20 protein-coding genes are annotated in these 26,000 nt (G+C 55.1%); 9 read left to right on the forward strand and 11 right to left on the reverse strand.

What is annotated here, in order from left to right; genetic code table 11:
- Positions 1–16: 16 nt before the first annotated feature.
- Both LT85_RS06600 and LT85_RS25270 read right to left on the reverse strand, forming a co-directional pair.
- Positions 17–625, reverse strand: coding sequence for a LysE family translocator (locus tag LT85_RS06600; RefSeq protein ID WP_038486775.1), 609 nt, complete (start codon positions 623–625; stop codon positions 17–19).
- A gap of 44 nt (positions 626–669) precedes the next feature.
- Complete coding sequence (locus LT85_RS25270; protein ID WP_052134776.1) at positions 670–1,260, reverse strand: TetR/AcrR family transcriptional regulator; 591 nt, start codon at positions 1,258–1,260, stop codon at positions 670–672.
- Between the two features lie 92 nt (positions 1,261–1,352).
- Here LT85_RS25270 and LT85_RS06610 point away from each other — a divergent pair, with 92 nt between their 5' ends.
- Complete coding sequence (locus LT85_RS06610; protein ID WP_038486777.1) at positions 1,353–2,009, forward strand: hypothetical protein; 657 nt, start codon at positions 1,353–1,355, stop codon at positions 2,007–2,009.
- Positions 2,010–2,011: 2 nt separating this feature from the next.
- Here LT85_RS06610 and LT85_RS06615 read toward each other — a convergent pair whose 3' ends face one another.
- Positions 2,012–3,292: an MFS transporter gene (locus tag LT85_RS06615; RefSeq protein WP_081992109.1), complete on the reverse strand. Its 1,281-nt coding sequence runs from the start codon at positions 3,290–3,292 to the stop codon at positions 2,012–2,014.
- Between the two features lie 107 nt (positions 3,293–3,399).
- Between LT85_RS06615 and LT85_RS06620 the strand changes: the two genes are divergently transcribed.
- Positions 3,400–3,858, forward strand: a complete 459-nt coding sequence (locus tag LT85_RS06620) for a winged helix-turn-helix transcriptional regulator (protein WP_038486780.1) — start codon at positions 3,400–3,402, stop codon at positions 3,856–3,858.
- A gap of 98 nt (positions 3,859–3,956) precedes the next feature.
- Here the strand turns inward: LT85_RS06620 and LT85_RS06625 are convergent, their stop codons facing one another.
- The 7 genes from LT85_RS06625 to LT85_RS06655 all read right to left on the reverse strand — a co-directional run bounded on the left by LT85_RS06625 (position 3,957) and on the right by LT85_RS06655 (position 15,736).
- The gene (locus tag LT85_RS06625) at positions 3,957–5,675 is read right to left on the reverse strand and encodes an ABC transporter ATP-binding protein (protein WP_052134777.1); all 1,719 of its coding nucleotides are present in this window, start codon (positions 5,673–5,675) and stop codon (positions 3,957–3,959) included.
- 8 nt (positions 5,676–5,683) lie between these two features.
- Positions 5,684–6,865 carry an ABC transporter permease gene (locus LT85_RS06630; protein WP_156117451.1) on the reverse strand — a complete coding sequence of 394 codons (1,182 nt, stop codon included), beginning with the start codon at positions 6,863–6,865 and terminating at the stop codon, positions 5,684–5,686.
- An 8-nt stretch (positions 6,866–6,873) separates the two neighbouring features.
- Entirely contained in the window at positions 6,874–7,812 is a 939-nt protein-coding gene (locus tag LT85_RS06635; protein ID WP_038486783.1) for an ABC transporter permease, read from the reverse strand.
- A 19-nt stretch (positions 7,813–7,831) separates the two neighbouring features.
- On the reverse strand, positions 7,832–9,847 hold the full coding sequence (locus tag LT85_RS06640) for a M3 family metallopeptidase (RefSeq protein WP_038486786.1): 2,016 nt from the start codon (positions 9,845–9,847) through the stop codon (positions 7,832–7,834).
- Between the two features lie 91 nt (positions 9,848–9,938).
- On the reverse strand, positions 9,939–11,747 hold the full coding sequence (locus LT85_RS06645) for an ABC transporter substrate-binding protein (protein ID WP_038486790.1): 1,809 nt from the start codon (positions 11,745–11,747) through the stop codon (positions 9,939–9,941).
- Between the two features lie 100 nt (positions 11,748–11,847).
- Complete coding sequence (locus tag LT85_RS06650; protein ID WP_038495282.1) at positions 11,848–13,605, reverse strand: ABC transporter substrate-binding protein; 1,758 nt, start codon at positions 13,603–13,605, stop codon at positions 11,848–11,850.
- Positions 13,606–13,981: 376 nt separating this feature from the next.
- A complete protein-coding gene (locus LT85_RS06655; protein WP_253273684.1) occupies positions 13,982–15,736 on the reverse strand; it encodes an ABC transporter substrate-binding protein in 1,755 nt (584 codons plus the stop codon).
- A 501-nt stretch (positions 15,737–16,237) separates the two neighbouring features.
- On the opposite strand from LT85_RS06655, the gene LT85_RS06660 reads away from it, so the two are divergent.
- The 6 genes from LT85_RS06660 (at position 16,238) to LT85_RS06685 (ending at position 23,236) form a co-directional block, all read left to right on the forward strand.
- Positions 16,238–19,087 (forward strand): TonB-dependent receptor domain-containing protein, encoded by a 2,850-nt coding sequence (locus tag LT85_RS06660; RefSeq protein ID WP_038486796.1) that lies wholly within the window; start codon positions 16,238–16,240, stop codon positions 19,085–19,087.
- 184 nt (positions 19,088–19,271) lie between these two features.
- A complete protein-coding gene (locus tag LT85_RS06665; protein ID WP_038486799.1) occupies positions 19,272–19,928 on the forward strand; it encodes an energy transducer TonB in 657 nt (218 codons plus the stop codon).
- A 68-nt stretch (positions 19,929–19,996) separates the two neighbouring features.
- Positions 19,997–20,926 carry a MotA/TolQ/ExbB proton channel family protein gene (locus LT85_RS06670; RefSeq protein ID WP_038486801.1) on the forward strand — a complete coding sequence of 310 codons (930 nt, stop codon included), beginning with the start codon at positions 19,997–19,999 and terminating at the stop codon, positions 20,924–20,926.
- A gap of 2 nt (positions 20,927–20,928) precedes the next feature.
- Positions 20,929–21,354 carry an ExbD/TolR family protein gene (locus LT85_RS06675; RefSeq protein WP_038486804.1) on the forward strand — a complete coding sequence of 142 codons (426 nt, stop codon included), beginning with the start codon at positions 20,929–20,931 and terminating at the stop codon, positions 21,352–21,354.
- A 93-nt stretch (positions 21,355–21,447) separates the two neighbouring features.
- Positions 21,448–21,882 (forward strand): ExbD/TolR family protein, encoded by a 435-nt coding sequence (locus tag LT85_RS06680; protein ID WP_156117452.1) that lies wholly within the window; start codon positions 21,448–21,450, stop codon positions 21,880–21,882.
- A gap of 79 nt (positions 21,883–21,961) precedes the next feature.
- A complete protein-coding gene (locus tag LT85_RS06685; RefSeq protein WP_038486807.1) occupies positions 21,962–23,236 on the forward strand; it encodes a tetratricopeptide repeat protein in 1,275 nt (424 codons plus the stop codon).
- Positions 23,237–23,339: 103 nt separating this feature from the next.
- Here the strand turns inward: LT85_RS06685 and LT85_RS06690 are convergent, their stop codons facing one another.
- Positions 23,340–23,564 (reverse strand): hypothetical protein, encoded by a 225-nt coding sequence (locus LT85_RS06690; protein ID WP_038486810.1) that lies wholly within the window; start codon positions 23,562–23,564, stop codon positions 23,340–23,342.
- Positions 23,565–23,784: 220 nt separating this feature from the next.
- On the opposite strand from LT85_RS06690, the gene LT85_RS06695 reads away from it, so the two are divergent.
- Positions 23,785–25,971 carry a prolyl oligopeptidase family serine peptidase gene (locus tag LT85_RS06695; protein ID WP_172656951.1) on the forward strand — a complete coding sequence of 729 codons (2,187 nt, stop codon included), beginning with the start codon at positions 23,785–23,787 and terminating at the stop codon, positions 25,969–25,971.
- Positions 25,972–26,000 lie beyond the last annotated feature (29 nt).

Consider the following 26,000-nt stretch of genomic DNA (forward strand, 5'->3'; position numbering starts at 1 on the left):
CTGTGCCAGCCGACGTTTAGCGTGCCGCCAGGATGACGCCTACGCCGACCATCATGCCGCCTGAGACGCGGTCGAGATTGGCTTTGGCGCGGGAAGAGCGGAACAGTTTGCGCGCCAGCTCGGCCAGCAAGCCATACGCGATGACGATCGCCAGCATGACGCCGACGATGATGGCGCACAAGATCAGGTAGCTGGAGAGGGGGACGCCGGCGACATTGATCACGCCCGGCAACAGCGCCATGTAAAAAGCGATGGCCAGCGGATTGGTGATGGTCATCGCCAGCCCCAGTCCGATTTCGATGCCGATACTTGCGGCGGGTGTATCGGTTGCGTTTGCCAGCGCCTCGCCGGCCTTATGCCATTTCTTTATGCCCAGCCACACCAGATAGGCCGCCCCCGCATATTTCAGCGTAACGAACGCCGGTCCGAGGATCGCCAGCAAAGCGCTCAGGCCGATGACGGCAGCGCTCAGCATGATCAGCTTGCCGATAATGATGCCTGTCGCCAGCGGCAAACTGCTGCGCAGGCCGCCGGAAATGGAGCGAGAAAGCAGGGCGGCGATTTCTGGTCCCGGCAAGGCCGCCGAGGCAGCGAAGGCTAGTAAAAAAATCAGATACTGGGTCATGGTTGAATCCTTGTCGCTGCTGTCGCGTTAGGGGCGGAGTCGGCTTACGCGCGGTTTTTTGTGAATGCAGATATCGAAAGTTCAGCAAAAATAGACTGCATTTCCGACGGTGACTGCTGCATGCCGTTTTCGGTCCACCATGCCAATACAGTGAACAAGGAAGCCGAGACGAAGTGTGCATGCAGGCTCGGCGGCAGTTCCTCGCGGGCTTCCAGGATGGCATGTAGCCGTTGCTCCAGTATTTCCTGCGCCATGCGCAATACCCCGGGACCGGAAGCGCCGCTCATCAGCGATTGATACATCTGCGGCACGTCACGCAGATGCGTGAACAGCATGGTCGCGTCGAGCAGGCATAGCTGATCGGTCGATACCGAAATGAAGCGGCTCAACACATCTGTCAATTGCTTGCGCAGCAGTTCGTCCTTGTTGTCAAAATGCGCGTAAAACGTACCGCGGCCTATTTCCGCCTTCTTTGTAATATCGCTGACGCGGATTGCGTCATAGGAACGGCGCAGCAACAACTTGGTGAGCGCGTGATCGATATGGTGGCGGGTACGGCGCGAGCGTAAATCGACCGATTCCTGAACAGAAGCAGATTTCTGTTCGGTATCCGACATGAATTTGGTTTTGTCCATTGAAGTCGCGCCGCGTTAACGAAATACTCGTGGCTCCTATGTTATCGCAAAGCAATCTCATCGTTCTCTTTTGTTCAACTGGAAAGCCAAACATGACCAATCAACGTATTCATGCGCTGGCCCTGATGACCGGCATGCTGGCGGGAATCGTCACCATGTCGATCCATCCGACCGGCATCGACCTGCACGCATCGGCAGCAGCCATTACCCGGATCAACCATATCAATATCGCGACCCATGTACTCGGACTAGCAAGCATTCCCGTCACGGTGCTGGGAGTGTTCGGGATATCCAGCCGGATCGGCTGGAAGAATATCCATGGCCTGAGTGCGTTCATCATTTATTGTTTTGCGGCGATAGCCGTCATGCTGGCTGCGGTCGCCGACGGCCTGATCGGTCCCAGCCTGGTGCAGGAAGCCGTCAAGCTCGACGACAGCCAGCGGCAGATACTGATGATGGCGCTGCATTACAACTTCCAGCTGAACCAGGCCCTGGCGAAAGTATATGTTGCCGCTTCTTCATGTGCGTTTATCTTGTGGTCGATCGCGCTGGTCCATCTCGGAAAACCCACGAGAAACCTGGGAATTGCCGGTGGCGTCGTCGGCTTGTGCAGCTTGATCGTCCTGCTAAGCGGGCACATTCAAATGAGCGCGCACGGATTCGGTCTGATCATTCTTGCGCAGGCTATCTGGACCATCCTGGTTGCCATCGCGTTGTTTAGAGAACAGCCGGAACCTGTTGCGGAATGATGTTACGGCTGGCGGCTTTGGATTGCGCTCGCGTGGCGTAAGGTCAGTCGCCAGAATATCATTGCGACAAGGCTGACAGCCGCACCGAGCAGGCAGACGCCGGTCCAGCCCGCCGCAGCGTACATGCTGGTCGACAGGATTGCCCCAGCGCCGCTGCCGACTGTATAAAACAGCATATAGCAGGCAACCAGGCGGCTATGTGCTGCAGGCTGGCTCTGGAAAATCATGCTTTGATTGGTGACATGGATTGCTTGTCCGCCCAGGTCCAGCAGCACGATGCCCAGTACCAGCATCCACAAGCTGTAAGGCAGCAACGCCAGCGCCAGCCACGACAGCAGCATTAGCGCCAGGGCGGCGCCGGTGGTGCGCTGGCCATGGCCGCGATCCGCCCACTGGCCCGCGCGCGCCGCAGCCAGCGCGCCAAGCACGCCGACCAGGCCAAAGGCGCCGATCGCGGTATGAGAGAAAGAATAGGGCGGGGCGCTCAAAGGTAATACCAGCGCGCTCCAGAAGATGCTGAAAGCGGCAAACATCAACATGGCGATCACGCCGCGGATTTGCAGCACGCGTTCATTTGCCAGCATGACAAACATGGAGCCCAGCAGCCTGAAATAGGGAATGCGCTGGCTTGGCGTTGCCGACAGGGGCAATACTCGCCACAAAACCAGCAGCATCAACGATGTTATGGCCGCAGATGCAAAATAGATGGCGCGCCAGCCGGACAAATCCGCCGCCACCCCGGCTACGGTTCGCCCCAACAACAATCCGATGACCACGCCGCTTTGCGCTACACCGACCACGCGACCGCGCTCTGTCGGTGCTGCCGCGCTTGCCGCATAGGCAATCAAACCTTGCGTCATGGCGGTTCCAAGCAAGCCCACACCCAGCATGCCTGCCAGCAGAGCGGCAGGAGAGGAGCTCATGGCTATTGCTATCAATACGGTACACAGCAGGATAAGTTGCGCAATGATCAGGCGGCGTCGGTTCATCAGGTCGCCCAACGGAACGATAAATAGCAATGCCAGCGCGCAGCCGATCTGGGTCGCAGTAATGACGAAGCCTATCGAGGCCTGGTTAAAGCCGAAGTCTGTAGCCAGCATATCCAGCAGCGGCTGTGCATAGTAAATGTTCGCCACGCTCAAGGCACAGGCGATGGCAAACAGCAGCACCAGCCCGTTATTCAGCGTTGGCGGCAAAGCATGGTTGACGGCTGGGATTCCCGCCAAGCTCGGCTCCAGGCTGTCGTGCTGGCCGGAACGCCGATGAAGTATCTGGTGCGCCATAATTAGTCCCTTTTTGAAGCTAGTTGCAAATTAAAACCAATTGAAGTTTATGTTTTCTGGTTTTAAAATGCAACCGAAATATCAACGGGACTGCACGCAAGGAAGCCATGGCCAAGAGAAAGAGTTTAAAAGGCGACAATTGTCCGGTAGCCAGGTCGCTGGACGTAGTCGGCGACCGTTGGTCGCTATTGATCATCCGCGATGCGTTCGACGGCATGCGCCGCTTCGGCGAATTCCAGAAGAGCCTTGGTGTGGCGCGCAATATCCTGGCCGACCGTTTGCAAACCTTGGTGGCCGAGAACATTCTTGAAGTTGCTCCGGCCTCTGACGGCACGTCCTACCAAGAATATCTGCTGACTGCCAAAGGCGAGGGACTATTCATGGTGGTGGTGGGTTTGCGGCAGTGGGGTGAACAATATCTGTTCAGCAAAGGCGAAGCGCACTCCATGTTGGTAGAGAGTCGTAGCGGAAAACCGGTCCAGAACATGGAGTTGCATTCGCACGATGGCCGTTTGCTTGGGCCGGAAGATACTGAGGTGCGCAAGGTCGGTAGCGGTCAAGCCTGACCGCAGCCGCAGCTGTAAAAACGAGAACGGGATACAAGTTGCGCTTCGCAGCGCTTCTTGTATCCCGTTTTTTGGCCTCAGGCAGAGGTTGGTTTTACCTAGTTCTGCAAACCGCGCGGAATTGCACTCAGCAACTGGCGCGTGTAGGCATGGGTAGGGTTGTGATACAGCTCATCCGAGTTGGCCAATTCCACCACTTTACCCTGATGCATCACCATCACCTGATCGGCCAGGTATTTGACTACCGACAAATCATGCGAGATGAAGACGTAGCTCATGCCGAATTCTTCCTGCAAGTCTTGCAGCAGGTTCAGCACCTGCGCCTGGACAGAAACGTCCAGCGCCGATACCGACTCGTCGCACACCAGGATTTCCGGACGCAAGGTCAGGCAACGGGCAATCGCGATCCGTTGCCGCTGGCCGCCGGAGAATTCGTGCGGATAGCGATGATAGGCCTGTTGCGGCAAGCCGACCTTTTGCAGCAATTGCATCGCCATTTCGGTGCGCTCTTCATCGTTGCTGCCGATCTGGTGAATCCGCATCGGTTCCAGCAAGATCTGGCCGATGGTGAAACGCGGATTGAGCGACGCGTACGGGTTCTGGAAAATGATCTGGATGCGGCGCTTGTAGGCCATGAAATCCTTGTTGGACATGCCGATGATGTCCTTGCCCTCGAACAGCGCCTGTCCTGCCGTGGCCTGGTGCAAGCGCATCAGGGTCAGGCCGACGGTGGTCTTGCCGGAGCCGGATTCGCCGACCACGCCCAGGGTTTTGCCGCGCGCCAGCTTGAACGAGACGTCTTGCACCGCCTTGAATTCCTTGCGGCCGAACAAGCCTTCCCGGAAGTAAAAGCTTTTGCCCAGATTGCGCACGTCCAGCAAGGTATCTTCCTGGCCGCTGCAACCGCGGGTGCGCTCGCGCAGATCGAGGTCGGCGCCGTTATGACCGTTCATGTAATCGCTGATGACCGGCAAGCGCCATGGGCGTGTATCGAGTGAAGGACGGCACATCAGCAGGGCCTTGGTGTACGGGTCTTGCGGTGCTTCAAAGATTTGCCGCACGTCGCCTTTTTCACGCACTTCGCCATGACGCATCACGATGACTTCGTCCGCGATTTCGCCCACCAGCGCCAGGTCATGGGTAATGAACAGCACCGACATCTTGTGGCGTTTGCGCAGCGCTTCGATGAGGTCGATGATCTGCTTCTGGATCGTGACGTCGAGCGCGGTGGTTGGTTCATCGGCAATCAGCAGCTTCGGCTCGCAAGCGATCGCCATGGCGATCATCACGCGTTGCTGCTGGCCGCCCGACATTTGGCTTGGGTAGGCATCGATCTTGGTGGCCGGCGAAGGAATTCCGACTTCCTCCAGCAGCGCAATCGCGCGGGCCCGTGCCTGCTTGGGGTTCATGCCCATATGCAGTTGCAGCACTTCGCCGATCTGGAAGCCGACCGTGAAGACTGGATTGAGCGAGGTCATCGGCTCCTGGAAAATCATCGAGATTTCCTTGCCGCACATGTCGCGCCGTTCTTCCAGCGACATGGCTAGCAGGTTGCGGCCTTCGAACTCGATCACGCTGGTAGGCGCGATGCTGGAGTTATCCTTTGGCAGCAGACCCATCACCGCCAGCGAGCTGACCGACTTGCCGCTGCCGGATTCGCCGACCAGCGCCACGGTGGTGTTGCGCGGAATGTCGAAGGAGATGCCCTTGACGGTTTCCACCATGGTTTTTTTGTCGCTGCGGAAACTGACGCGCAGGTCGCGCACGCGCAGTAGCGGCTGTGCGTTGTCTTGTTGGTTTTGGTTAGTAGAATCCATGATGTTTCCTATTTCAGCTTCGGATCAAGGGCGTCGCGCAGCGCATCGGTGAACAGCGAGAAGGCCGTCACCAGGATCGCCATGGCGATACTCGCAGCAGCCAGCTGCCACCATTTGCCCAGAATTAATTCGTTTTGTGCTTCGTTCAGCATGCTGCCCCAGGAGACGACGCCGACCGGCACGCCGAAACCGAGGAAGCTCAAGATCACTTCCGACTTGATGAAGCCGACCACCGAAATCGACAACTGCACCAGCGAGACGTGACTGACGTTAGGGAAGATATGGCCGAACATCTTGCTCCAGTGGCTGGCGCCAATGGCATCCGCCGCCATCACGTATTCACGCGACTTGTGTTTCATGTATTCGGCGCGGATCAGGCGGTAGGTGCCGGTCCAGCCGGTCAGGCCGAGAATCAGCACGATTGCCGTCACGCCCTTTTGCTGCAGCACTGCGGCCACCGCCAGGATCAGCAACAAGTAAGGAATCGAGGTGAAGATGCTGTAGAACCAGTTGAAAGCATCATCGATCCAGCCGCCGAAGTAACCGGATACTGCGCCGAAAATGGTGCCCAAGGCGACTGCCAGCAAAGCGGAAACCAGGCCGACGATGATGGAAGTCTCCGCGCCCTTGATGGTTTTCTTGATGATGTCATGTCCCCATTTGTCGGCGCCGAACGGCAGCGTCTGTTTGCGGATCAGGGTGGCGCTGGCGCCTTTCTTTGCCAGCTCGGCGCGGATTTCCGCCATTTCAGCGGCCAGTGGATCGGCAATGCCGTAGTCGTTGGCGACTACCGGCGGTGGCGCTGCCGCGGTGCCGCTCTTGCGCAGGTCGCGCAGGATGTCGCGCAGCGGATCGACCGGATTTTCAGGCGGGGGTGCTTCGACTACAGCATCGTTGTCGGAGAAGCCGCGTTCGGCGTCGGTTTGCGCTCCCATGAAGGTTGGCGGCGCATAGTTGACGCCGACTTCCTTCGACCAGTCGCTGGCGATCAGGCCGCTGGCAGACAGCGCCAGCATGACCAGGTACAGGCCGACTACGGCCAGCGCCGCCATCGCTACATGATCGGCGCGCAAACGGCGCCAGGCCAGGGCCCACAGGCCGGGTGAATGGGCGCCGGTTGCGGCGGTATTGAGTGCTACTGTGGTTGCCGGCGCCGCTTGGGTAGGGGCCGAATGGATACTTTGAGTCATGTCGGCTCCTACTTCAGTTGAACGCGTGGGTCGACAGCTTGGTACAGCAAGTCAGTCAACAGGTTGAATATCATGGTGGCGGCGGCGACATAAATCGTGATCGCCTTGATCACCGGGAAATCGCTGCGTTCAACAGCAAGAATCACTTCGCGGCCGATGCCAGGAATCGAGAAGAAGCGCTCGATCAGGAAGGCGCCGATCAGCAAGGCAGGCAGGTTCGACATGACGTTGGTGATGATAGGAATCGCAGCATTACGCAGTACATGCACCCACAGGATGCGACGTTCCTTGACACCCTTGGCGCGTGCGGTGCGGACGTAGTCCTGGTTGACTTCATCCAGCACGAAGGTGCGGTACAGGCGCAGACTAGGCGCGATACTCACCGCCAGCATGATCAGGATCGGCAGGAGAGAGTAGTGGAACAGGTTTTCGGTGAAATGGTTACCCCAGCCTTGCACCGGGAACATGCCAAGTTTGTAGGCGAACCAGTATTGGAACAGGATGATGTAGACCAGGATACTGATCGACATGCCGACGGTGCAAGCCACCATCACCATGCGGTCAGTCTTGGAGCCGCGCACGAAGGCCACGGCCAGCGCCAGCGCCACCGCGATCAGGGTTTCCAGGATGGTCAGCGGGATCAGCACGGTCATGGAAGGACCGAGGCGGGTCAGGATGACGTTGGCCACCGATTCACCGGTACTCCAGCTGTTGCCGAAGTTGAAGGTGACGATCTGCTTGATGAAGATCCACAGCTGGATGTAGTACGGCTGGTCGATACCCAGCTGGGTACGGATATTGGCAATCTGTTGCGGGTTGGACATCTTCCCGGCCAGGATGTAGGCCGGGTCGCCCCCGACCCAGTTGAACAGGAAAAATACCAGTACGATAACGCCGAGCATGGTCGGCAGCATTTGCCAGAGTCGGCGCAGGATATAAGCGGTCATGATGGTTCCTTAGTCAGGCTTAATGCAGGCGCTGGCCTGAGATTTCGTCAAAGAATGCCTTGCTGTTCGGCTCGCGGCCGAGGAAGCTGCTGACCATTTCGCCAGCTGGCTTTTCAGCACCGCGCGACAAGATGTCCTGGCGATACAGATGGCCGACTTCAGGGTTCATCAGCTTACCGTTATAACGCGACAGCATATCCAGCGCCAGCACTTCCGACCACATGTAGCCATAGTAGCCGGCTGCGTAGCCACCCATCAGATGGCCGAACTGGCCCGGGAATTCAGTACCGGGTACATAGCCCAGCGGCGTTGCGCCTTCCATTTGCTGCCAGACTGCCAACGGTTGTTCCTTGTCGGCTTTGTCGTTGTGGATGGTCATGTCGTAGCTCGCGTACAGCAACTGGCGCGCATAGCGTATGCCGCGGCCATAGTTGTGGGCAGCGGTCAGGCGCGCCAGCAAGGCGTCGTCGATCGTTGGGCAGGCGGTCTTGCAGAAGCCGGCCAGCAGGGTCAGCGATTCTTTGCGGCGAGCCCATTCTTCGTACATTTGCGAAGGTGCTTCGACGAAGTCGAGTTCGACGTTGGTGCCGGCTTGCGCCACATATTTGGTGTGCGACAACACGCCGTGCAAGACGTGGCCGAATTCATGCACCAGGGTTTCCAGTTCGTCGCTGTTCAAGCCGTTGCGATCCAGGTTGGTGACCAGGGTAGAGATCGGCGTGCGGTGGGCGAAGGTGCTGACGCCACGGGTGCCCCAGGCAGCGGCGTGGCCGTATTTGCCTTCGCGCGGATAGAGGTCGAGATAGATGCCGGCGATGCGTTCTTTGCTCTTGCTATCGATCACATCGTAGTACTGGACTTCCGGATCCCAGACCGGTACTTCGACGCGCTTGAATTCAACGCCGTACAAGGCGCCGGAGACATGCAGGATCCAAGGGACGGCGGCTTCGCTAGGGAAGTATTTACGCAGTGCTTCCTGGTCGACGTTGTAACGTGCCTGCTTGATCTTCTGCTGCCAGTATTCTGCATCCCAGCGGTCCAGCTTGGTATCGGCCAGCGGCGTTTTCAGGGTTTCGGATTTGAAGACGCGCAGCTCTTCTATTTCCTTGCGTTCCAGCTGGGTGACAGCGGTTTGCACTTCCGTCAGGAATTTTTCCACGGTTTGCGGATTCTTGACCATTCGTCGTCGGGTCACTAGGTCGGCATAGCTTGGCAAGCCGAACAGGCCGGCCATTTCGTGGCGCAGGTCCATCGCCTGTTTCAGGATGTCCAGGTTCTTTGGCGTACCGTGGTTGGTGAAGGCAATCTGGTAGCGGCGGCGGGCGTCGCTGTTGTCGGCAGATTCCATGAACGGCTTGTAATCCGGGTATTCGAATCCGAGCAGGTAGTTGCCTTTATCGTCGCGCTTGGCGCGGGCCAGATAAGCGGCAGGCATGCCTTGCAGTTCAGCCGGAGTGAATGTGAGTTTCTGGTTGTTGTCGCGGATGTTGCGCGCGAATTCCTGGCTCAGCTCGCCCAGCTTGTCGAGGATTTCCTTCATGCGCGCACGCTTTTCCGGCGGCAGGGAAACGCCGGTGTCGTCAAAGCTGTAGAGGATATCCTGGCGCAGTTTTTGTTCGATCGGGTCGGTCGGCTGGATGGCTTTGAAGCGGGCGTACAGCTTTTCGCTTTGCAGCAGGTCGGTGGCGAACTTGTTGGTTTCGATCAGGCAGGCTTCGGTGGTGCTGCGGACTTTTGCATCAGGCGAAACGTTGTTGAGGATGTCGACCGGGCCTTGCAGGTCTTCCAGTGCGATTTGCAGGTCGTTCCATTCGGTCAGCACTTTCTTGCTGTCTTTGGCATGCGCCGGCGGTAACTTCTCCAGCATGGTGACACGCTTGCGCAGGCCGTCCAGGGTGCTGCTGCAGAGAGTAGGGATTTCATCTGCCTTGAGCAGCGGAATCAACGGTCGTTGCGTACCTTGGGCGATTGCCTGGTTCATCATCAGCGTGAAGAACGCTGTGGTGACCGGCAAGAAAAGTGATGATGTTTTCATGCATTACCTCAAATAGGGGCTCGGTAAAAATTAACGGTTATCGGATAAGCGGGCGGGCGACTGTCCCGCCCCGCAGTGTTTTCGCTGTGTTTTATTTTGCAGTACGTTTTTCGATATCGAAATACATCCATTCGGTAGGCATGACCGGATGCTTCTTGTAGCCGATGACACGTGGTTGCGCGATCATGTTGCGATAGCGGGCATAGCCGATGCGCGAGGGTGAGTCGACTTCCAGGATGCGCGCCATCTTGTGATACAGCAGGTCGCGTTCGGGGCCGGCCGGCAATTTCTGCGAGGCGGCGTAGAGCTTGTCGTATTCAGGAATCTTGACGCAGCCATTGTTGTTCTGGCCGACGTTCGGGCCGTAGAACAGTTGCATGAAGTTGTCGCCGTCCGGATAGTCGGCAATCCATGGTGCGGTGCGGGTTTGCAGCTGGCACTCTTTTTCCGCCTTGAGCAGGTCGGGGAAAGTCTTCAGGTCGCCGACCATGCGGATGTGGATCGTGTCGTAAGTCTTTTTCCACATTTCCGATTGCTGCTGGCCGTTGGAGTCGGCGCGGGCCGAGTAGCGTATCGTCAGCGGTTTGCCGTCCGGCAGGGTGCGGTAGCCGTCCTTGCCGATCTTGTAGCCGAACTTGTCGAGCAGGGCGTTGGCGACTTCCGGTTCGTACTGGATGCTGCTCTTGTAGTCCGGGTCATAGCCGACTACGCCAGGCGGGATCGGGTATTCCAGCGGGATGCCTTCGTCGTTCCAGACGACCTTGAGTTCTTCGCGGACATTGTGCGCCATGGCGATGGCGCGGCGCAGGGCGATTTTCTCTTTACTCATGCCGCCCAGTATCGGGTCTTGCATGTTCCAGTAGAAATAGCTGATTTCAGGATCGACGATGCGCGACAGTTGCACGCCTTTTTTAACGAACTCAGGTTTCAGTTTGCCGCCGGACAGGACTTGCGGCGCCAGCGGACCTTGCAATTCGGTGATGTCGACTTCATCGCCTTCGAACGCCAGCAGGCGCGACTGGTCTTCGACCATCACGCTGATTTCAACGCGGCCGATTTGCGGCATGCGCTTGCCCTTCATCTTGGCGACGATGGCGGCATCGCCAGGATCGGTGCTAGGCGCGAAATCCCAGGTATAGCCGCGGTAATCGGGATTGGCGGTCAACACCATGCGCGAGCCGCGAATCCATTGGCTCAGGATGTAAGGACCGGTGCCGACCGGATGGCCCATCACGGTACCTTGGGCGTCGCGGTATTTCTCGATCACTTCACGAGCCACTGCGCTGGTTGGCTGATGCGCCAGGATCATGCCGAGATTGAAGTCAGGCTGCTTCAAATGGATGCGCAAGGTGTAGCGGTCCAGCAGTTCGAAGCCGGAGACATTGGCGTCGTAGTTGAAATGGCCGGTTTTCTTGGCTTGCTCCGCTACTTCGTCGAGACCGACGACTTTGCCTTCCAGCAGCCAGGTTTGCGGCGAGGCGAGTTGCGGGTCGAACAGGCGTTTCCACGAATAGACGAAATCGGCCATGGTCAGTTCGCGCTTCTTGCCGTTGAACACAGGATCATCGGCGAAGTAGATGCCTTTTTTCAGGCGGATCGTGTAAGTCATGCCGTCGGTGCTGACTTCCGGCAGGGCTGCCGCTGCCGAAGGCATCAGCTTGGCCGGACGGGCCAGGTATTCGTAGGCGAACAGTGTTTCAAATACCGATTGATTCACCAACTGCGAATACAGGTCGCGCGTCACGGCCGGATCAAAACCGGTTTCCGGCGCCACGAACACAAAGCGCAATACCTTGTCGGGATCAGCTGGCGAAATCGGCGCTGCCGCAGCCGATGCATGCATCGGCAAGGCGCACGTCAAACAGGCAACCAATATCCCGCGTAACCAAAGCGAGTTCATACCATTTGTCTCCTTCATCAATCTCTAGCTAAATCGGAACTGCGGCAGGCCGATCGGGCTTGCCGGAGCAGGGTGTCTTGTTAATTGCTAAATAGGCGGCTTAATGTTTGTCGACGTCGATGTACTGCCATTCGGCGTGCAGGATCGGGTGCTTCTTGAAACCCTTGACCCATGGCCGAACCAGCCAGTTACGAATTCTGCCGGTGTTCAATGCCCAGGCGGTATCCGCTTCGACTTGCCGATTCATTTGCTGGTAAATCTGATTGCGTTCCGGGCCGAGGGGTAGGGCCATGGCTTTTACATAGAGCGCATCATATGCGGGCGATTGATAGCAGCCGTGGTTGCCGTGGCCGGCATTTGGACCATATAGCAATTGCAGGAAATTTTCCGCTTCAGGGTAGTCTGCATTCCAAGCCGCACCCCACATCATGAGTTCGCAGGAGGTGGCGGCTTTCAGATTGTCTGCAAAATTACTGACGATGAATTTTGTCTTGATCCCGATCAGGTCCAGTCCGCGTTTCCATAATTCTGATACTTCCTGGTTAATTCCACCTTGATTGCTGGTGTATTTCAGGAGCAGGGGCGAACCGTCAGGCATGGTCCGATAGCCGTCGGCGCCGCGTTTGTAACCGAAGTGATCAAGTAATTTGTTTGCGAGCGCGGGATTGTAATCAATGCTGCTGCGATACTTTGGATCGTAACCGCCAACTCCCGGCGCAATGATCATTTCCAGTTTGGTAGCCTGCCCGCTGCGCAGCAGCGTTGCTTCTTCTTTGTTGTTATACGCCATCGTTATTGCACGCCGCAGTGCGATTTTGTCATTGGTATAACCGCCAATGACCGGATCTTTCATATTCAGAACGGTGTAGGTGATGCCGGCGTCGATAACCCGTTGTAACTGTATGCCTTGCTCGGCATAGTCGGGCTTGAGCTTTTCGCCGTCTATTGCGCTGAACGCTGCGACTTCAGGTATTTTATCGAAATCGATCTGCTTGCCTTGGAATGCCAGCCAGCGTGACTGGTTCTCTTCGATGATGCTGATTTCGACCCGACCCACCTGCGGCATTCTCTTGCCCTGCATGTCTTTGATGATTTTCTGGTCGATAGCGTCGCCGGAAGATTTGAAGTCCCAGGTAAAGCCGCGGTACTCCGGATTAGCAGCCAGAATGATTTTGCTGCGCGGGACATACTTCTCCAGCATGTATGGGCCGGTACCGACAGGATGTTGGCCGGTTTGCTGGCCATAAGCATCGATCGCCTCGTGGGCTACTGCGCCGAAGGCGGAGTAGGCGACAACGTTCAAGAAGTTGTAGTCCTTGGCGTTCAGGACCACTTTCAGTGTGTATCGGTCGGGGGCTTGCAGGCCTGCGATCGGGGTTTCATAGTTGAAATGGCCGGTTTTTTGAGCCTGTGCGGCCAGTTCGTCAAGTCCGACTATTTTCCCGGCAATAAAATTCGCAGACGGAGAGCGGTTTTTAGGGTCAAGAACACGCTTAAAGGTGTAAATATAATCTTCTGCAGTCAGCTCCCTGCGTACGCCCTTGAAAGCAAGATCTGGCGAGAAGTAAATGCCCTTTTTGATGTGGAAGGTATAGGTCTTGCCATCCTCGCTGATCTCCGGCATCGCTTCCGCTGTCTCGGTGACCAATTTGGCTGGCCGCGCCAGGTAGTCATAGGTAAGCAGGGTTTCAAATATGACTTCGCTGACCCAGCCCGAATAGAAGTTCTGTGTACGTACCATGTCGAAGCCATCGTCGGCAGCTTCAAATGCGTTGCGTATCACTTTTGTCGGATCTGCTGGATTTGTGCCGGCATGCGCGCTGGGGACGGAGCCCGCAAATGCTGCAAGAACCAGCATTTGTCCTATCAATACTTTTTTGATGCTGACTAAATTCGATAATTGTCGGTGCATTTTTTATTGCCTTTTGAGCAGGTAGTTATTCTCTATATGTGCCTAAGATGGCTTATCTTTAGCTCAAAATAGTGTCATTTCCAATGACGTCGTACATTATGGCGGGTAGCGAATGTGCGACTTTTACTTTTTTAACTGGGTAATACTTGGCTATCCATTAAGATTGAATAGTGTATGCCTGCTCTGTCTAATTGAAACCTGTTCATGTGGGTTGTCTCCTGTTTTAGCTACTTTTACGGCCGTTGACGGCCTTGTGTTCCAGGTTAAGGCGGCATACTACAGAATCCCGTGCAAAAAGATAGATACGCCGTTAGATAATCTATCAGTGTTTTTCAACATCGAGATATTCCCAGTCGGCCTGCAGGATTGGATGACGCTTGAAACCCTTGATCCAAGGCCGGATCATCCAGTTGCGCAAACGCGACGTTGATAGCACCCAGGCAGTATCGGCTTCCATCTGGCGACTCATGTCAATGTATAGCTGGTTGCGTTCCGGTCCTGGCGGCAAAGCCTTAGCCTTGACGTACAGGGCATCGTAAGCGGGCGAACTATAACAACCGTTATTCCCCTGTCCCACATTGGGGCCGTAAAGCAGTTGCATGAAGTTATCCCCTTCCGGATAGTCCGCTGTCCATGATCCGTTCCACATCATCAGTTTGCATTCAGTTGCCGCCTTCAGGTTGTCGGCAAAATTGCTTACCTTGAAATTGGCGCGAATGCCGATCTTGTCGAGTCCGCGCTTCCATATTTCCGAGAAAACCGTACTGATCGCGCTTGCTTCTGTTGCGATATCCAAGGTCAGAGGTTTGCCATCTGGCAGGGTACGGTAACCATCGGCGCCACGCTTATAGCCAAAGTGGTCTAGCAATTTGTTTGCCAGCACCGGATCGTAGGAGATGCTGTTGCGGTAGTTTGGATCATGTCCAATGACGCCTTCCGGGATCGCCATTTCGGCTTTTACCGCCAAGCCGAGGCGCGCCTGGGTTATCTCATCCTTGATGCTGTAAGACATCGCGATTGCGCGCCTCAGAGCAATTTTTTCAAGACTGGTGCCGCCGATCAGGGGATCTTTGAAGTTCAAGAAGGTATAGACGACGCCAGGTTCGGTCACGGTGTCCAGGCGAATGCCTTCATCGATAAAGGACTGCTTGAGTTTGTTCCCGTCCAAAACTGTTGGCGCCGCAGCCTGCGGCAGGAAGTCAAAGTCCAGTTGTTTACCCTGGAAGGCTAGCCAGCGCGATTGTTCTTCTTCGATGATGTTGATTTCAACGCGGCCGACCTGTGGCATTTTCTTGCCCTTCATGTCGTGTACCAGCTGATCGTCCCATGCGGATCCAGACGATTTGAAATCCCAGATATAGCCGCGGTACTCAGGATTGGCGACCAGCACGATTTTACTGCGTGGTACATATTCCTGCAGCATGTAAGGGCCGGTGCCGACCGGATGCGCCGGTGTGCGATCACCGTAGGTGTCGATGACTTCGTGTGCCTGAGCGCCTAATGAAATAAACGCCATGATGTACAGGAAGTTGTAGTCGGGCTCCTTGAGCGTGATCTGTAAGGTGTAGCGGTCGGGAGTCTTCAAACCCGCCAGCGGCGCATCGTAGTCAAAATGGCCGCTTTTCATAGCCGCTGCGATTAATTCATCCATGCCAAGAATCTTGCCTTGCAAGACGTTGGCTGAGGGCGATCGATTCTTTGGATCGAGGAAGCGCTTGAAAGTGTAGGCGTAATCCTGAGCGGTCAGCTCTCTACGAATGCCCTTGAATGCAGGATCAGGAGCGAAATAAATTCCCTTTTTAATGTGGAAGACATAGGTCTTGCCGCCATCGCTGACTTCCGGCATAGCCTCCGCAGTTCCTGGTACCAGCTTGGCCGGACGGGCAAGATAATCATAGGTCAGCAAGCGCTCGAAAATGGCTTCGCTTATCCAGGCGGAATAGGCGTTATACGTGCGCACCATATCAAAACCATCATCCGCAGCCTGCAACGCCACACGCACCACTTTGGACGGATCCGCCGGATTGTTGCCAGCTTGAGCAGGAAATGCTGCACCTGCGATACAACTAATGAGCATTATTGGTGCAATGCACGATTGCTTTATTTGCTTAAAGTTCCACATAATCCCGTCTCTATTTTCTTGCCTCTCGGCAGCTAAAGGTTTCGCATTTTAGGCCGAAAATGGCTTGGATACCGCGCTAAATCGACCTCTATGTATTTGCTTATACCCATATGCGTATTTGTTATTTGGCGTATATAAGCAACAGTTCGCAGGCGTTGCCCAAATTAAATGCTGTTTTTATTTTTTTTAGGATACACTATTTTAGCTGCATTAAAACTTGTGGCATATTTTTTGCTTGTAGCTGTTCGCGAGAATATTCTTGGCAAACAATCACAAATTGGGTTCAGGGAAACGCTCGTGCAGTAATGTTTTACACGCGAAAAAAATCTGCTTTTTGGTCGTTGTTGTGCAAAAGATTTTTGACGCATCGCTCAGAAGGCGATTAACAAATCGTACTTAGATTTACTACAAAAACTTAAATTTCAACTCTAACTTTTACCCATAGGGAGTTTGGTTATGATGAAGGAACGGGGATTGCCACGTTCGCTGCGACTGATGTTTTCAGGCGGCGTAGCTGTGGGGCTAGGTCTGTTGGCCCACTCAGTGCAGGCGCAGGAGACAAAGACGGACGATTCACCGCAGCAAATACAACGGGTCGAAATTACTGGCTCGTCAATCAAACGAATCAACAAGGAAGGTGCGCTGCCAGTGCAGACACTGACCCAGGACGATATCGCAAAGACTGGCGCCACCAGCGTTGCCGATCTGGTCCAGGCTTTACCTTCGATGCAGGGCTTCGTCCCGCAATCGAGTTCGGTCAACGGTAGCGGTGGTGGCTTGGAAACAGCTTCCATCCACGGCATTGGCTCAGCGTACACATTGGTGCTGCTGAACGGCCGCCGAATCGCGCGCTCGCAGGATTCCGCGGTCAATCTGGCCAGCATCCCGCTGTCTGCTGTCGAACGTGTTGAAATCCTGACCGACGGCGCTTCCGCACTATACGGTTCCGATGCGATTGGCGGCGTGGTCAACTTCATTTTGAAAAAGAACTCGACCGACCTTACAGTCACAGGCGGCTACAATTCGCCCCTCAAGTCTGGCGGCAAGAGCTATAACGTCGGCATTACCAAAGGTTTTGGTGATCTGGACAAGGATGGCTACAACGTCATGCTGTCTTACAGCCACGACGAACAGGCCAACCTGGAGGCGAGCCAGCGCAGTTTTTCCAATTCCGGCCTGGTACCGTTCAGCGTAGGCGGCCAGCAATACTCGCTATACCAGCTGAGCAGCTACACGGCACCAGCTGGCGTGACGCTGAAAAGTAACGGCGGCAACACCGTAACGCAGTTCTCGCCCAATTATCTGCAAACCGGCCATTGCGCGCCGAACACTTTCCTGTCCGGCCAGTATTGCAAATACAATTACGCGTCGACAGTGGAGCTGATTCCGAAATCGACACGCGACAGCTTTGTGGCATCCGGTAATTTCAAGCTCAATAGCAATACCACACTGTTCGGTGAATTGGTGGCCTCGAGCTTCAAGATCGATCCGCAATACGCACCGGCAGCCCAAGGCTTGCAGCTGACGCCTGGCAGCGCTTTGTACAACAAATACGTCACGCCTTATCTGGGACAGCTGGGAATCAATCCGGGTGATGTGACTGGTGCAACGATGAACATGCGCCTGGTCGATGCTGGCGGTCGTACCGACGAGTACAAGACAAATGCCTTGCACATGGCGTTCGGGGTGGATGGTAATGCCTACGGATGGGATTACAATGCGTCCTTTACCCATTCGCAAAATACCTGGACCGACACGGCGACCGGCGGTTACCTCAGCAACAATGCGTTCAACAACATCGTTGCGGCAGGTAATTTCGATCCTTTCGCGGCTCCCGGATCATCTGCGGGCGTACTGGCCCCAGCCGTTCTGCACCAGGAACTGAACAAATCGACCACCAAGCTGGATGTGTTGAACCTGCATGCTTCGCATGACTTGTTCACATTGCCGGCAGGCACAGCGCAGATTGGTCTAGGCGCTGAAGTTGCAAGAGAGCAGTATAGCCTGAGCCCAAGTGCGATTTTGATGGGGACGAATGCGCTCCAGCCTAATTACACCGACTTCATGATTGGCGGTAACGCCGGCCAGCTGCCAATCGATGCAAGCCGCAAGAACTACGGCGCCTTCACCGAATTGCTGGTGCCGGTGGCGAAGAACCTGGACCTGACAGGCGCGCTGCGTTACGACAGTTATGATGCGGCGAAAAACAATGCGAACTTTGATATCAACGGCAATCCGATTGCTTCGGCAACGCAAGGCAACTCTGCAAGCAAAGCCACGTACAAAATTTCGGCACGTTGGCAGCCTGTAGATTCCTTCCTGCTGCGCGGTTCCTACGGCACAGGCTTCAGGGCTCCTAACCTGTCGCAAATCACTAACCCGCTGTCGCCTTTTGGTGTTACTGCAGGCACCTACAACTGCCCATTTTCCCCACCTGACCCACGTGCGGCAGGTTGCCAAGGCACGTCTCAGTACGATGTGCTGCAAGGTGGTAATGGCCAAACTGGTTCTGCTGGTTTGAAGCCAGAAACATCGACTCAGAGCACGATTGGTTTCCGTCTGGAGCCGATCCGCAATCTGTCGATCGGTTTCGATCTGTGGCGCGTCAATATCAAGAACCAAATCGTGTTCCTGCCGGAGTCGTTGCCGTTCGCTAATCCAGCTGCGTATTCGAACTACCTGACGCTATACAACGATCCAGCTATCGGACCAACAGTTGCCCTGCTGCAAACGCCGGTCAACTTGGCCAGTGCTTCGTACCAAGGTATCGACTGGGATCATAGCTACAGGACCAAAACGCCGGTTGGCGATATGAGCCTGCAATGGACCGGTACTTATATGCTGAAGGCCGAACAGAATATCCCAGGTAATGGTATTCAAAGTGACGTCGGCAAGTACGGTTCGGATCAACAGGTTGTGTTCCGCATCATCTCGCGCCTGGCAGCTTCGTGGAAACAGTCCGATACATGGACCCATTCCCTGGCCGTCAACTACCGTTCCGGTTACCATGACCAGCGCTATACAGCTGACAATGCGGCAGTTCGTATCGTCAATCCTGATGGTTCATACGGTGCGTTTGTGGCGATGCCTAACCATGACGTGGCGTCTTACACTACGTTTGACTGGCAAACCAAGATGACAGTGAAAAAGGGTTTCGTGATTACTGCAGGTATCAAAAACCTGTTTGATCGTACCCCACCATTGTCTTTGATCAATGCCGGCGGCGGTAACCAGGTTGGTTACGATGCCCGCTATACCGACCCACTTGGACGTCAGTTGTATTTAACTGGTTCTTATAAGTTCTAATTTGGTCGCGATGCTTGTAATATAGTGATCGCAAACTGGCGCGGAGGCTTAAATTGCTTCCGTGCCAATTTGCACTATAAAGGGCCAGGGCACGATTTTTGCGAGTGCTTTGACCAGCCAGTATCATTCATCGAATTGCATGTGGTTTTGGCAATTGAATAATGTAGTATCGGAGGAAAGAGGCATGGATTTCACGCAGGATGGGAGAAACCCTTCCAAGAATGTGGTTGGTATCAGCGTGGTTGTTCTTCTGCATGTAGCTCTCGTTTATGCGTTGGTTACTGGGCTCGCCCGTAAAGTTGTTGAAGTGATTCAGCAACCGGTCGAAACCAAGATCATCGAGGAGATCAAACCGCCGCCACCGCCACCACCACCACCGAAGCAGGTTGTGCCGCCACCGCCAAAATCGGTCGCGCCGCCACCGCCGTTCGTACCTCCACCAGAGGTCAAGGTAACGCCGCCGCCAACAGACAATGTGATTGCAGCTGTCACAAACGTCAAACCACCCACCAATGATCTGCCTACTTCCGTAGCGCAACCATCAACTACCGGTGAGGCAGGACCTTCGCATACCAGTGCAAAAATTGCTGGAAATTGCGAAAAACCGGAGTATCCAAGAACTTCATTGCGCAATGAAGAAGAGGGCACAGTAACTGTCAAGCTGACTATCGGCGCTGATGGTAACGTGGTTGATTCTTCGGTTGAAAAGGGCAGTGGTTTCAAGGAACTGGACAGAGCCACGGTGAAAGCCTGGAGCCTGTGTCATTTCACCCCGGCCATGGCCGACGGTAAACCTGTGCAGTCAACGACAAAGATGCAGTATGTCTGGAAGCTGGAATAATCAAAGTGTAGAACCACTACCTTATTCGTTATCCTAGCAATCTAATTTATAAAATTTGGAGTATTAGTATGTCTACCACTCGTAATCGCTTATCCGCCCTGGCTGCAGCCCTGATGATCTCTGCAATGACGATCTCGCCGCTGGCAGCAATCGCCCAAACTCCTGCCGCAGCATCTGCACCTGCTGCCGCTACCTCCGCACCGGCCGCCGATGCACCTAAAGCTGCAGACGCTGCAGCAGCATCGCTGGTAGATACCCCAGTTCCGCCACCGGCTCCCGCCGATCACGAAACAGTCAATAACCCATACGGCCTGGACGCCCTGTGGAAAGGTGGCGACTTCGTTGCCCGCGGTACCCTGATCATCCTGGTGCTGATGTCGATGGGTAGCTGGTACATCATCATCACCAAGCTGCTCGAGCAAGTGAAGTTGATGGGTCAAGCCAGCAACGCTAAAAAGACATTCTGGAAAGCCGCTACGGTTGCAGCCGGTGTTGACGGCCTCAAGCCAAACAGCGCCTACCGCTTCATCGCGCAAAACGGTTTGAATTCGACCGAACACCACGACGGCGCCCTGCTGGAACAAATCGACCTGAACACCTGGGTCACCATGTCGATCCAGCGCTCGGTTGAGAAAGTACAAAGCCGCCTGCAAGACGGCCTGGCCTTCCTGGCAACCGTCGGTTCAACTGCACCGTTCGTCGGTCTGTTCGGTACCGTCTGGGGTATTTACCACGCGCTGACAGCGATCGGTATCGCCGGCCAGGCATCGATCGACAAAGTTGCCGGTCCAGTGGGTGAAGCGCTGATCATGACCGCAATCGGTCTGGCAGTGGCTGTGCCTGCGGTGTTGGGTTACAACTGGCTGGTTCGCCGCAACAAGAGCGCAATGGAAGAAATCCGTTCGTTCAGCGCCGACCTGCACTCGGTGCTGCTGAGCGGCGTGATGTCCTCGAGCTCGGCGGTCCAGGTTTCGCATATCAATAAAAAGGTTGGCTAATCATGGCGATGTCACTCGGCTCTGATGGGGACGAAGACGAAGTGATCGGCACGATCAACACGACGCCGCTGGTCGACGTCATGCTGGTCTTGCTGATCATCTTCCTGATTACGATCCCGGTGGTGACCCATACGATTCCAGTGAAGTTGCCGAACGAATTTGACGAACCTTATAAGACCAAGCCGGAGAACATCAATCTGGCGGTCAATAAGCAAGGCGACATGTTCTGGAACGAGCAGCTGGTGCCGAACACCACGACGTTGCTGGCGAAACTGAAGGAAGTGGCAGTTATCGTGCCACAACCGGAGCTGCATATCCGCGGCGACCAGCAAACCAAGTATGAATATATCGGCAAGGTGATCCTGACTGCGCAGCGGGCAGGGATCGCCAAGATCGGGTTCATTACCGAACCGCCTGCACGCAACTGATCAATTGCGGGACAGTTCATCAAGCGCTGAAGAGCGATGGATGCGCTGTCCCCGACTGACCATGCAGGAAGTCTCAAACATGAGGAGCATCAAATGGGTATGAATGTAGGCTCATCCGGCGGCAACGCCAATGATCCGGAACCGATGATGGAAATGAACATGACGCCGCTGATTGACGTCATGCTGGTGCTGATCATCATGCTGATCATCACGATTCCGATCCAGAATCACGCGATCAAGCTGAACATGCCGACCGGTAATCCGCCGCCGCCACTGGCTTTGCCAGTGGTCGATACGGTGGATATCGATCCAACCGGCACGGTGATGTGGAACGGTACGCCGATGGCAAGCCGGGCCGAGCTGGAAGGCAAGCTGAAGCAAGTCGTCGCTGGCGGCAATATCGATGAAGTCCACCTGCGTCCGAACAAACTGGTGGAGTACAAGTCGGTCGCTGCCGTGATGGCATCGGCGCAACGCCTGGGCGTCACCAAGATCGGCATCGTCGGTAACGAGCAGTTCATGGAGTAATAAATAGTACTTGTTTTCCGCAATAGAAAATAGGCAGGTTTCCACCTGCCTATTTTCGTTTTCGATTGAAAGAATAGCTATGTCCAAATTACGCTTTGCCCCTATGCTGGTACTGTTGGCCGCAGTCGGGCTCAACACCATGCTTCCTGTTGTCGGACTGACTTCGGCGGCTTATGCCGCAGATGATGCAGATAAAGCGAAAGCCGAAACCGTACGTCCTGAGATAGGTTTGCCATTGCAGGCGGCGCAGGCCTTGCTCAAAGAGCAAAAATACAAAGAAGCGCTGGCAAAAATAGCGGAAACAGATGCTGTCGGCGATAAAACGCCGTTTGAAACCTTCACTATCGACCGTATGCGCGGCGCGGCCGCAGCAAGCGCCGGAGATGGTGATCTTGCTGAGAAATCCTTTAATGCCGTGATTGCCTCGGGACGCCTGGCGCCCGCCGATCAGGCCAAGATCGTACTTGCCCTGGGCAGCATGTATTACGATGCGCAAAATTATCCGAAGGCTATTACCTGGCTATCGCGCTCGCTGAAAGAAGGCGGCAGCAATCCTCAGACCCGGACATTATTGATTCAGTCCTACTATCTGAGCAACGACATCCCACGCGCCACCAGCGAGTTGCAGGCAGACATTGCCGCAGATGAAAGCGCTGGCCGTACGCCGAGCGAACTGAACCTGAAATTACTGATCAGCTGTGCACTGAAGACCAACGACAAGGCAGCTTATCTTACGGTCTTGGAAAAACTGAATACCTATTATCCGAAGAAGGAATACTGGGCTGATTTACTTAACCGCGTCCAAAGTAAACCTGGATTTTCTGATCGTCTGATACTCGATGTCTATCGTCTGAAAGCCGCTACCACGCAACTGCAGACAAGCACCGAGTACACCGATATGGCGCAACTGGCGCTGCTGGCGGGTTTCCCTGCCGAGGCCAAGAGGGTTCTGGATCAAGGCTATCAGGCAGGATTGCTGGGAAGTGGTCCAGACGCGGCCAAGCAAAAGCGTCTGCGCGATCAGGCCAACAAGGCTGCCGCCGACGACTTGAAAACTATGGCGCAAAGCGAAGCTTCGGTATCCGCATCGAAGGAGGGTACAGGCCAGATTAATCTCGGCTATGCATTGGTTACGACAGGTCAGTTTGACAAAGGCCTGGGGTTGATGGAAGACGGGCTCAAGAAGAGCGGCGTCAAGCATGGCGAGGACGCCAAGCTGCATCTGGGAATTGCCTATCAGATGGCCGGACAGAAAGACAAGGCGATCCAAACTTTCAAATCGGTGCAAGGTACGGATGGCGTCGCCGACTTGGCGCGCTTATGGGTGATGCAAGTGAATCACCCAATCAATTGATGTGAGCGGGAAAATTGAACGGGCATGTTGATTAAAAAAACCGCTCATTCGATGAGCGGTTTTTTTGTTATCCAGCATTTGTCATATCGCTGGAGCAGGGTCCTTACTGGCCAGGTGCCTTAGGTACATTGGGCGGGCCAATCATGTCGCGTGCTTGCTCATTGTTAAGCGTGTCAACCGCGAGATTCGGATTTTTCTTGGTTGGTATCAGGCTACCGGTTCTATACACAGTTTCTTGTCTCGCATCGGCGGCGCTGTCTTGATCCGGGCCGGTGGCGCAAGCGGCTACAAGAGGTAGGATCAGGGAGCAAATCAGCAGTGTTTTCATGGCGTATTTTCTTTGTCTCTAAAGGTTTAGGTACGACTGTCTGTTGAATACGGATCGACATGCACTACAGTATGTTACATACTGGTGTTGCAAGATAGCATAGTTGCTTTTGGAAAAGTTTAAATTGTACAAAAAAATCATCGCCCGCTTACCAGCAGGCCCTGATAACGGCATGACCCTTTGCTAGCCTGATTTCACCCCAAATCACAACGGACAAAACATGTATCTCAAACACGCACTTGCCTTATCCGCCTTCCTCGCCAGCGGCGCCAGTATCGCCCAGCAATGCCCCGCCAGCGCCCAGACTCTTACTTACCCAACCAGCAAAAAAATCGATCAGACAGACGACTATCATGGCGTCAAGGTAGCGGACCCTTATCGTTGGCTGGAAAACGCCAACGGCGACGATACGAAGGCCTGGGTCGATGCGCAGAATAAGCTGACGCAAAGTTATCTGGAGACGATTCCGGCGCGCAAGGCGATCCGTGATCGCCTCACCAAACTGTGGAACTATGAGCGTTTCAGCGTGCCTTTCAAAGAAGGTGGCCGCTATTTCTACAGCCGTAACGACGGCCTGCAAAACCAGGCAGTGTTATATACCGTCAAACAGATCAACGACGAGCCGCGTCTGCTGCTGGATCCCAACAAGCTGGCAGCCGACGGCACCGTGGCGCTGGCCGGCATTGCGGTCAGCCCGAACGGTAAATACCTGGCTTACGGCACTGCCGCTTCGGGTTCCGACTGGAACGAATGGAAGGTGCGCGACATCGAGAGCGGCAAGGATACGGCCGATCATTTGCAATGGGTGAAATTCTCCGGCGCCTCTTGGGCCCACGATAGTTCCGGTTTTTTCTACAGTCGCTATGACGCACCGAAAGAGGCCACCAAACTGGCCGACGTCAACTATTTCCAGAAATTGTATTTTCATAAAATGGGCACGCCGCAATCCGACGACGTCCTCGTTTATGACCGACCGGACCAGAAGGAATGGGGTTTTGCCGGGCATGTTACCGACGACGGCAAATACCTGATCGTCAGCATCTCGCAAGGCACTGAGCAAAAGAACCGGGTGTACTACAAAGACCTGAGCAAAAAAAATGCAGCCATGCAGCCGCTGCTCGACGATTTCGACGCATCCTACGATTTCATCGACAACGATGGCCCGGTGTTTTTCTTTAACTCCAACAAAGATGCGCCCAAGGGCAGTGTGATTGCGATCGATACGCGCCAGCCGCAAGCCGCCAAATGGAAAGTGATCGTGCCGGAAGCGGAGCAAACCTTGCAGGGCGCAAACCTGGTCGACCAGCGTCTGGTGCTGGATTACCTGAAAGACGCACGTAGCCAGATCAAGGTATTTTCTTTGGACGGCAAGCTGATACGCGAGGTCGTTTTACCAGGCATCGGTTCGGCCAGTGGTTTCGGCGGCAAGCGTAGCGACAAGGAAACCTTCTATTCGTTTACCGGTTTCACCACGCCTGCGGCCATCTATCGCTACGACCTGGCCAGCGGCAAGAGCAGCTTGTACCGCCAGCCGAAAGTCGATTTCGATCCGAGTGCCTTTGAAACGCGCCAGGTGTTCTACAGCAGCAAGGATGGCACTAAAGTGCCGATGTTCATCGTCTCGAAAAAAGGCATCAAGCTGGATGGCAGCAACCCGACCTATCTGTATGGTTACGGCGGCTTCAATATTTCGCTAACGCCGGCATTTTCCGTCGCTAACCTAGCATGGATGGAAATGGGCGGCGTCTACGCCTTGCCGAACCTGCGCGGTGGAGGCGAGTACGGCAAAGCCTGGCATGAAGCCGGCACCAAGCTGCACAAGCAAAATGTGTTCGATGATTTCATCGGCGCAGCGCAATGGCTTATCGCCAACAAATACACATCGCCGCAAAAGCTGGCCATCGGCGGCGGCAGCAATGGCGGTTTGCTGGTGGGCGCCACCATGGTGCAACGGCCGGATCTGTTTGCCGCGGCGATTCCGCAAGTCGGTGTGATGGACATGCTGCGCTTCCATAAATTCACCATCGGCTGGGGCTGGACTTCCGACTACGGTTCGTCCGACAACGCCGATGAGTTCAAGGCCTTGTATGCCTATTCGCCGTTGCATAACCTGAAACCTGGCACATGTTATCCGGCGACGCTGGTGACTACTGCCGATCACGATGACCGCGTGGTGCCGGCGCACAGCTTCAAGTTCGTCGCGACCGAGCAGGCCGATCAGGCTGGCGCGGCGCCGGTGCTGATACGGATCGATACCAAGGCCGGACATGGCGCAGGCAAGCCGACCACGAAACAGATAGAAGAGGTGGCTGATCGCTGGGGATTCCTAACCAAGGTATTGGATATGCATGTAGGACCGGACGGTGAAGCAGTTGCCGGCGACGTCACAAAGCCCGAAGCGAATTGATCCAGCGATCTAGCCTGGTGCAATAAGCG

This window comes from Collimonas arenae, assembly GCF_000786695.1.
In the GTDB taxonomy this organism is placed as follows: domain Bacteria; phylum Pseudomonadota; class Gammaproteobacteria; order Burkholderiales; family Burkholderiaceae_D; genus Collimonas; species Collimonas arenae_A.

Coding starts and splice junctions, on each gene's coding strand:
- LT85_RS06600 (WP_038486775.1), bottom strand. CDS start 625: ATGACCCAGTATCTGATTTTTTTACTAGCCTTCGCTGCCTCGGCGGCC.
- LT85_RS25270 (WP_052134776.1), bottom strand. CDS start 1,260: ATGGACAAAACCAAATTCATGTCGGATACCGAACAGAAATCTGCTTCT.
- LT85_RS06610 (WP_038486777.1), top strand. CDS start 1,353: ATGACCAATCAACGTATTCATGCGCTGGCCCTGATGACCGGCATGCTG.
- LT85_RS06615 (WP_081992109.1), bottom strand. CDS start 3,292: ATGGCGCACCAGATACTTCATCGGCGTTCCGGCCAGCACGACAGCCTG.
- LT85_RS06620 (WP_038486780.1), top strand. CDS start 3,400: ATGGCCAAGAGAAAGAGTTTAAAAGGCGACAATTGTCCGGTAGCCAGG.
- LT85_RS06625 (WP_052134777.1), bottom strand. CDS start 5,675: ATGGATTCTACTAACCAAAACCAACAAGACAACGCACAGCCGCTACTG.
- LT85_RS06630 (WP_156117451.1), bottom strand. CDS start 6,865: ATGACTCAAAGTATCCATTCGGCCCCTACCCAAGCGGCGCCGGCAACC.
- LT85_RS06635 (WP_038486783.1), bottom strand. CDS start 7,812: ATGACCGCTTATATCCTGCGCCGACTCTGGCAAATGCTGCCGACCATG.
- LT85_RS06640 (WP_038486786.1), bottom strand. CDS start 9,847: ATGAAAACATCATCACTTTTCTTGCCGGTCACCACAGCGTTCTTCACG.
- LT85_RS06645 (WP_038486790.1), bottom strand. CDS start 11,747: ATGAACTCGCTTTGGTTACGCGGGATATTGGTTGCCTGTTTGACGTGC.
- LT85_RS06650 (WP_038495282.1), bottom strand. CDS start 13,605: ATGCTGGTTCTTGCAGCATTTGCGGGCTCCGTCCCCAGCGCGCATGCC.
- LT85_RS06655 (WP_253273684.1), bottom strand. CDS start 15,736: ATGCTCATTAGTTGTATCGCAGGTGCAGCATTTCCTGCTCAAGCTGGC.
- LT85_RS06660 (WP_038486796.1), top strand. CDS start 16,238: ATGATGAAGGAACGGGGATTGCCACGTTCGCTGCGACTGATGTTTTCA.
- LT85_RS06665 (WP_038486799.1), top strand. CDS start 19,272: ATGGATTTCACGCAGGATGGGAGAAACCCTTCCAAGAATGTGGTTGGT.
- LT85_RS06670 (WP_038486801.1), top strand. CDS start 19,997: ATGTCTACCACTCGTAATCGCTTATCCGCCCTGGCTGCAGCCCTGATG.
- LT85_RS06675 (WP_038486804.1), top strand. CDS start 20,929: ATGGCGATGTCACTCGGCTCTGATGGGGACGAAGACGAAGTGATCGGC.
- LT85_RS06680 (WP_156117452.1), top strand. CDS start 21,448: ATGGGTATGAATGTAGGCTCATCCGGCGGCAACGCCAATGATCCGGAA.
- LT85_RS06685 (WP_038486807.1), top strand. CDS start 21,962: ATGTCCAAATTACGCTTTGCCCCTATGCTGGTACTGTTGGCCGCAGTC.
- LT85_RS06690 (WP_038486810.1), bottom strand. CDS start 23,564: ATGAAAACACTGCTGATTTGCTCCCTGATCCTACCTCTTGTAGCCGCT.
- LT85_RS06695 (WP_172656951.1), top strand. CDS start 23,785: ATGTATCTCAAACACGCACTTGCCTTATCCGCCTTCCTCGCCAGCGGC.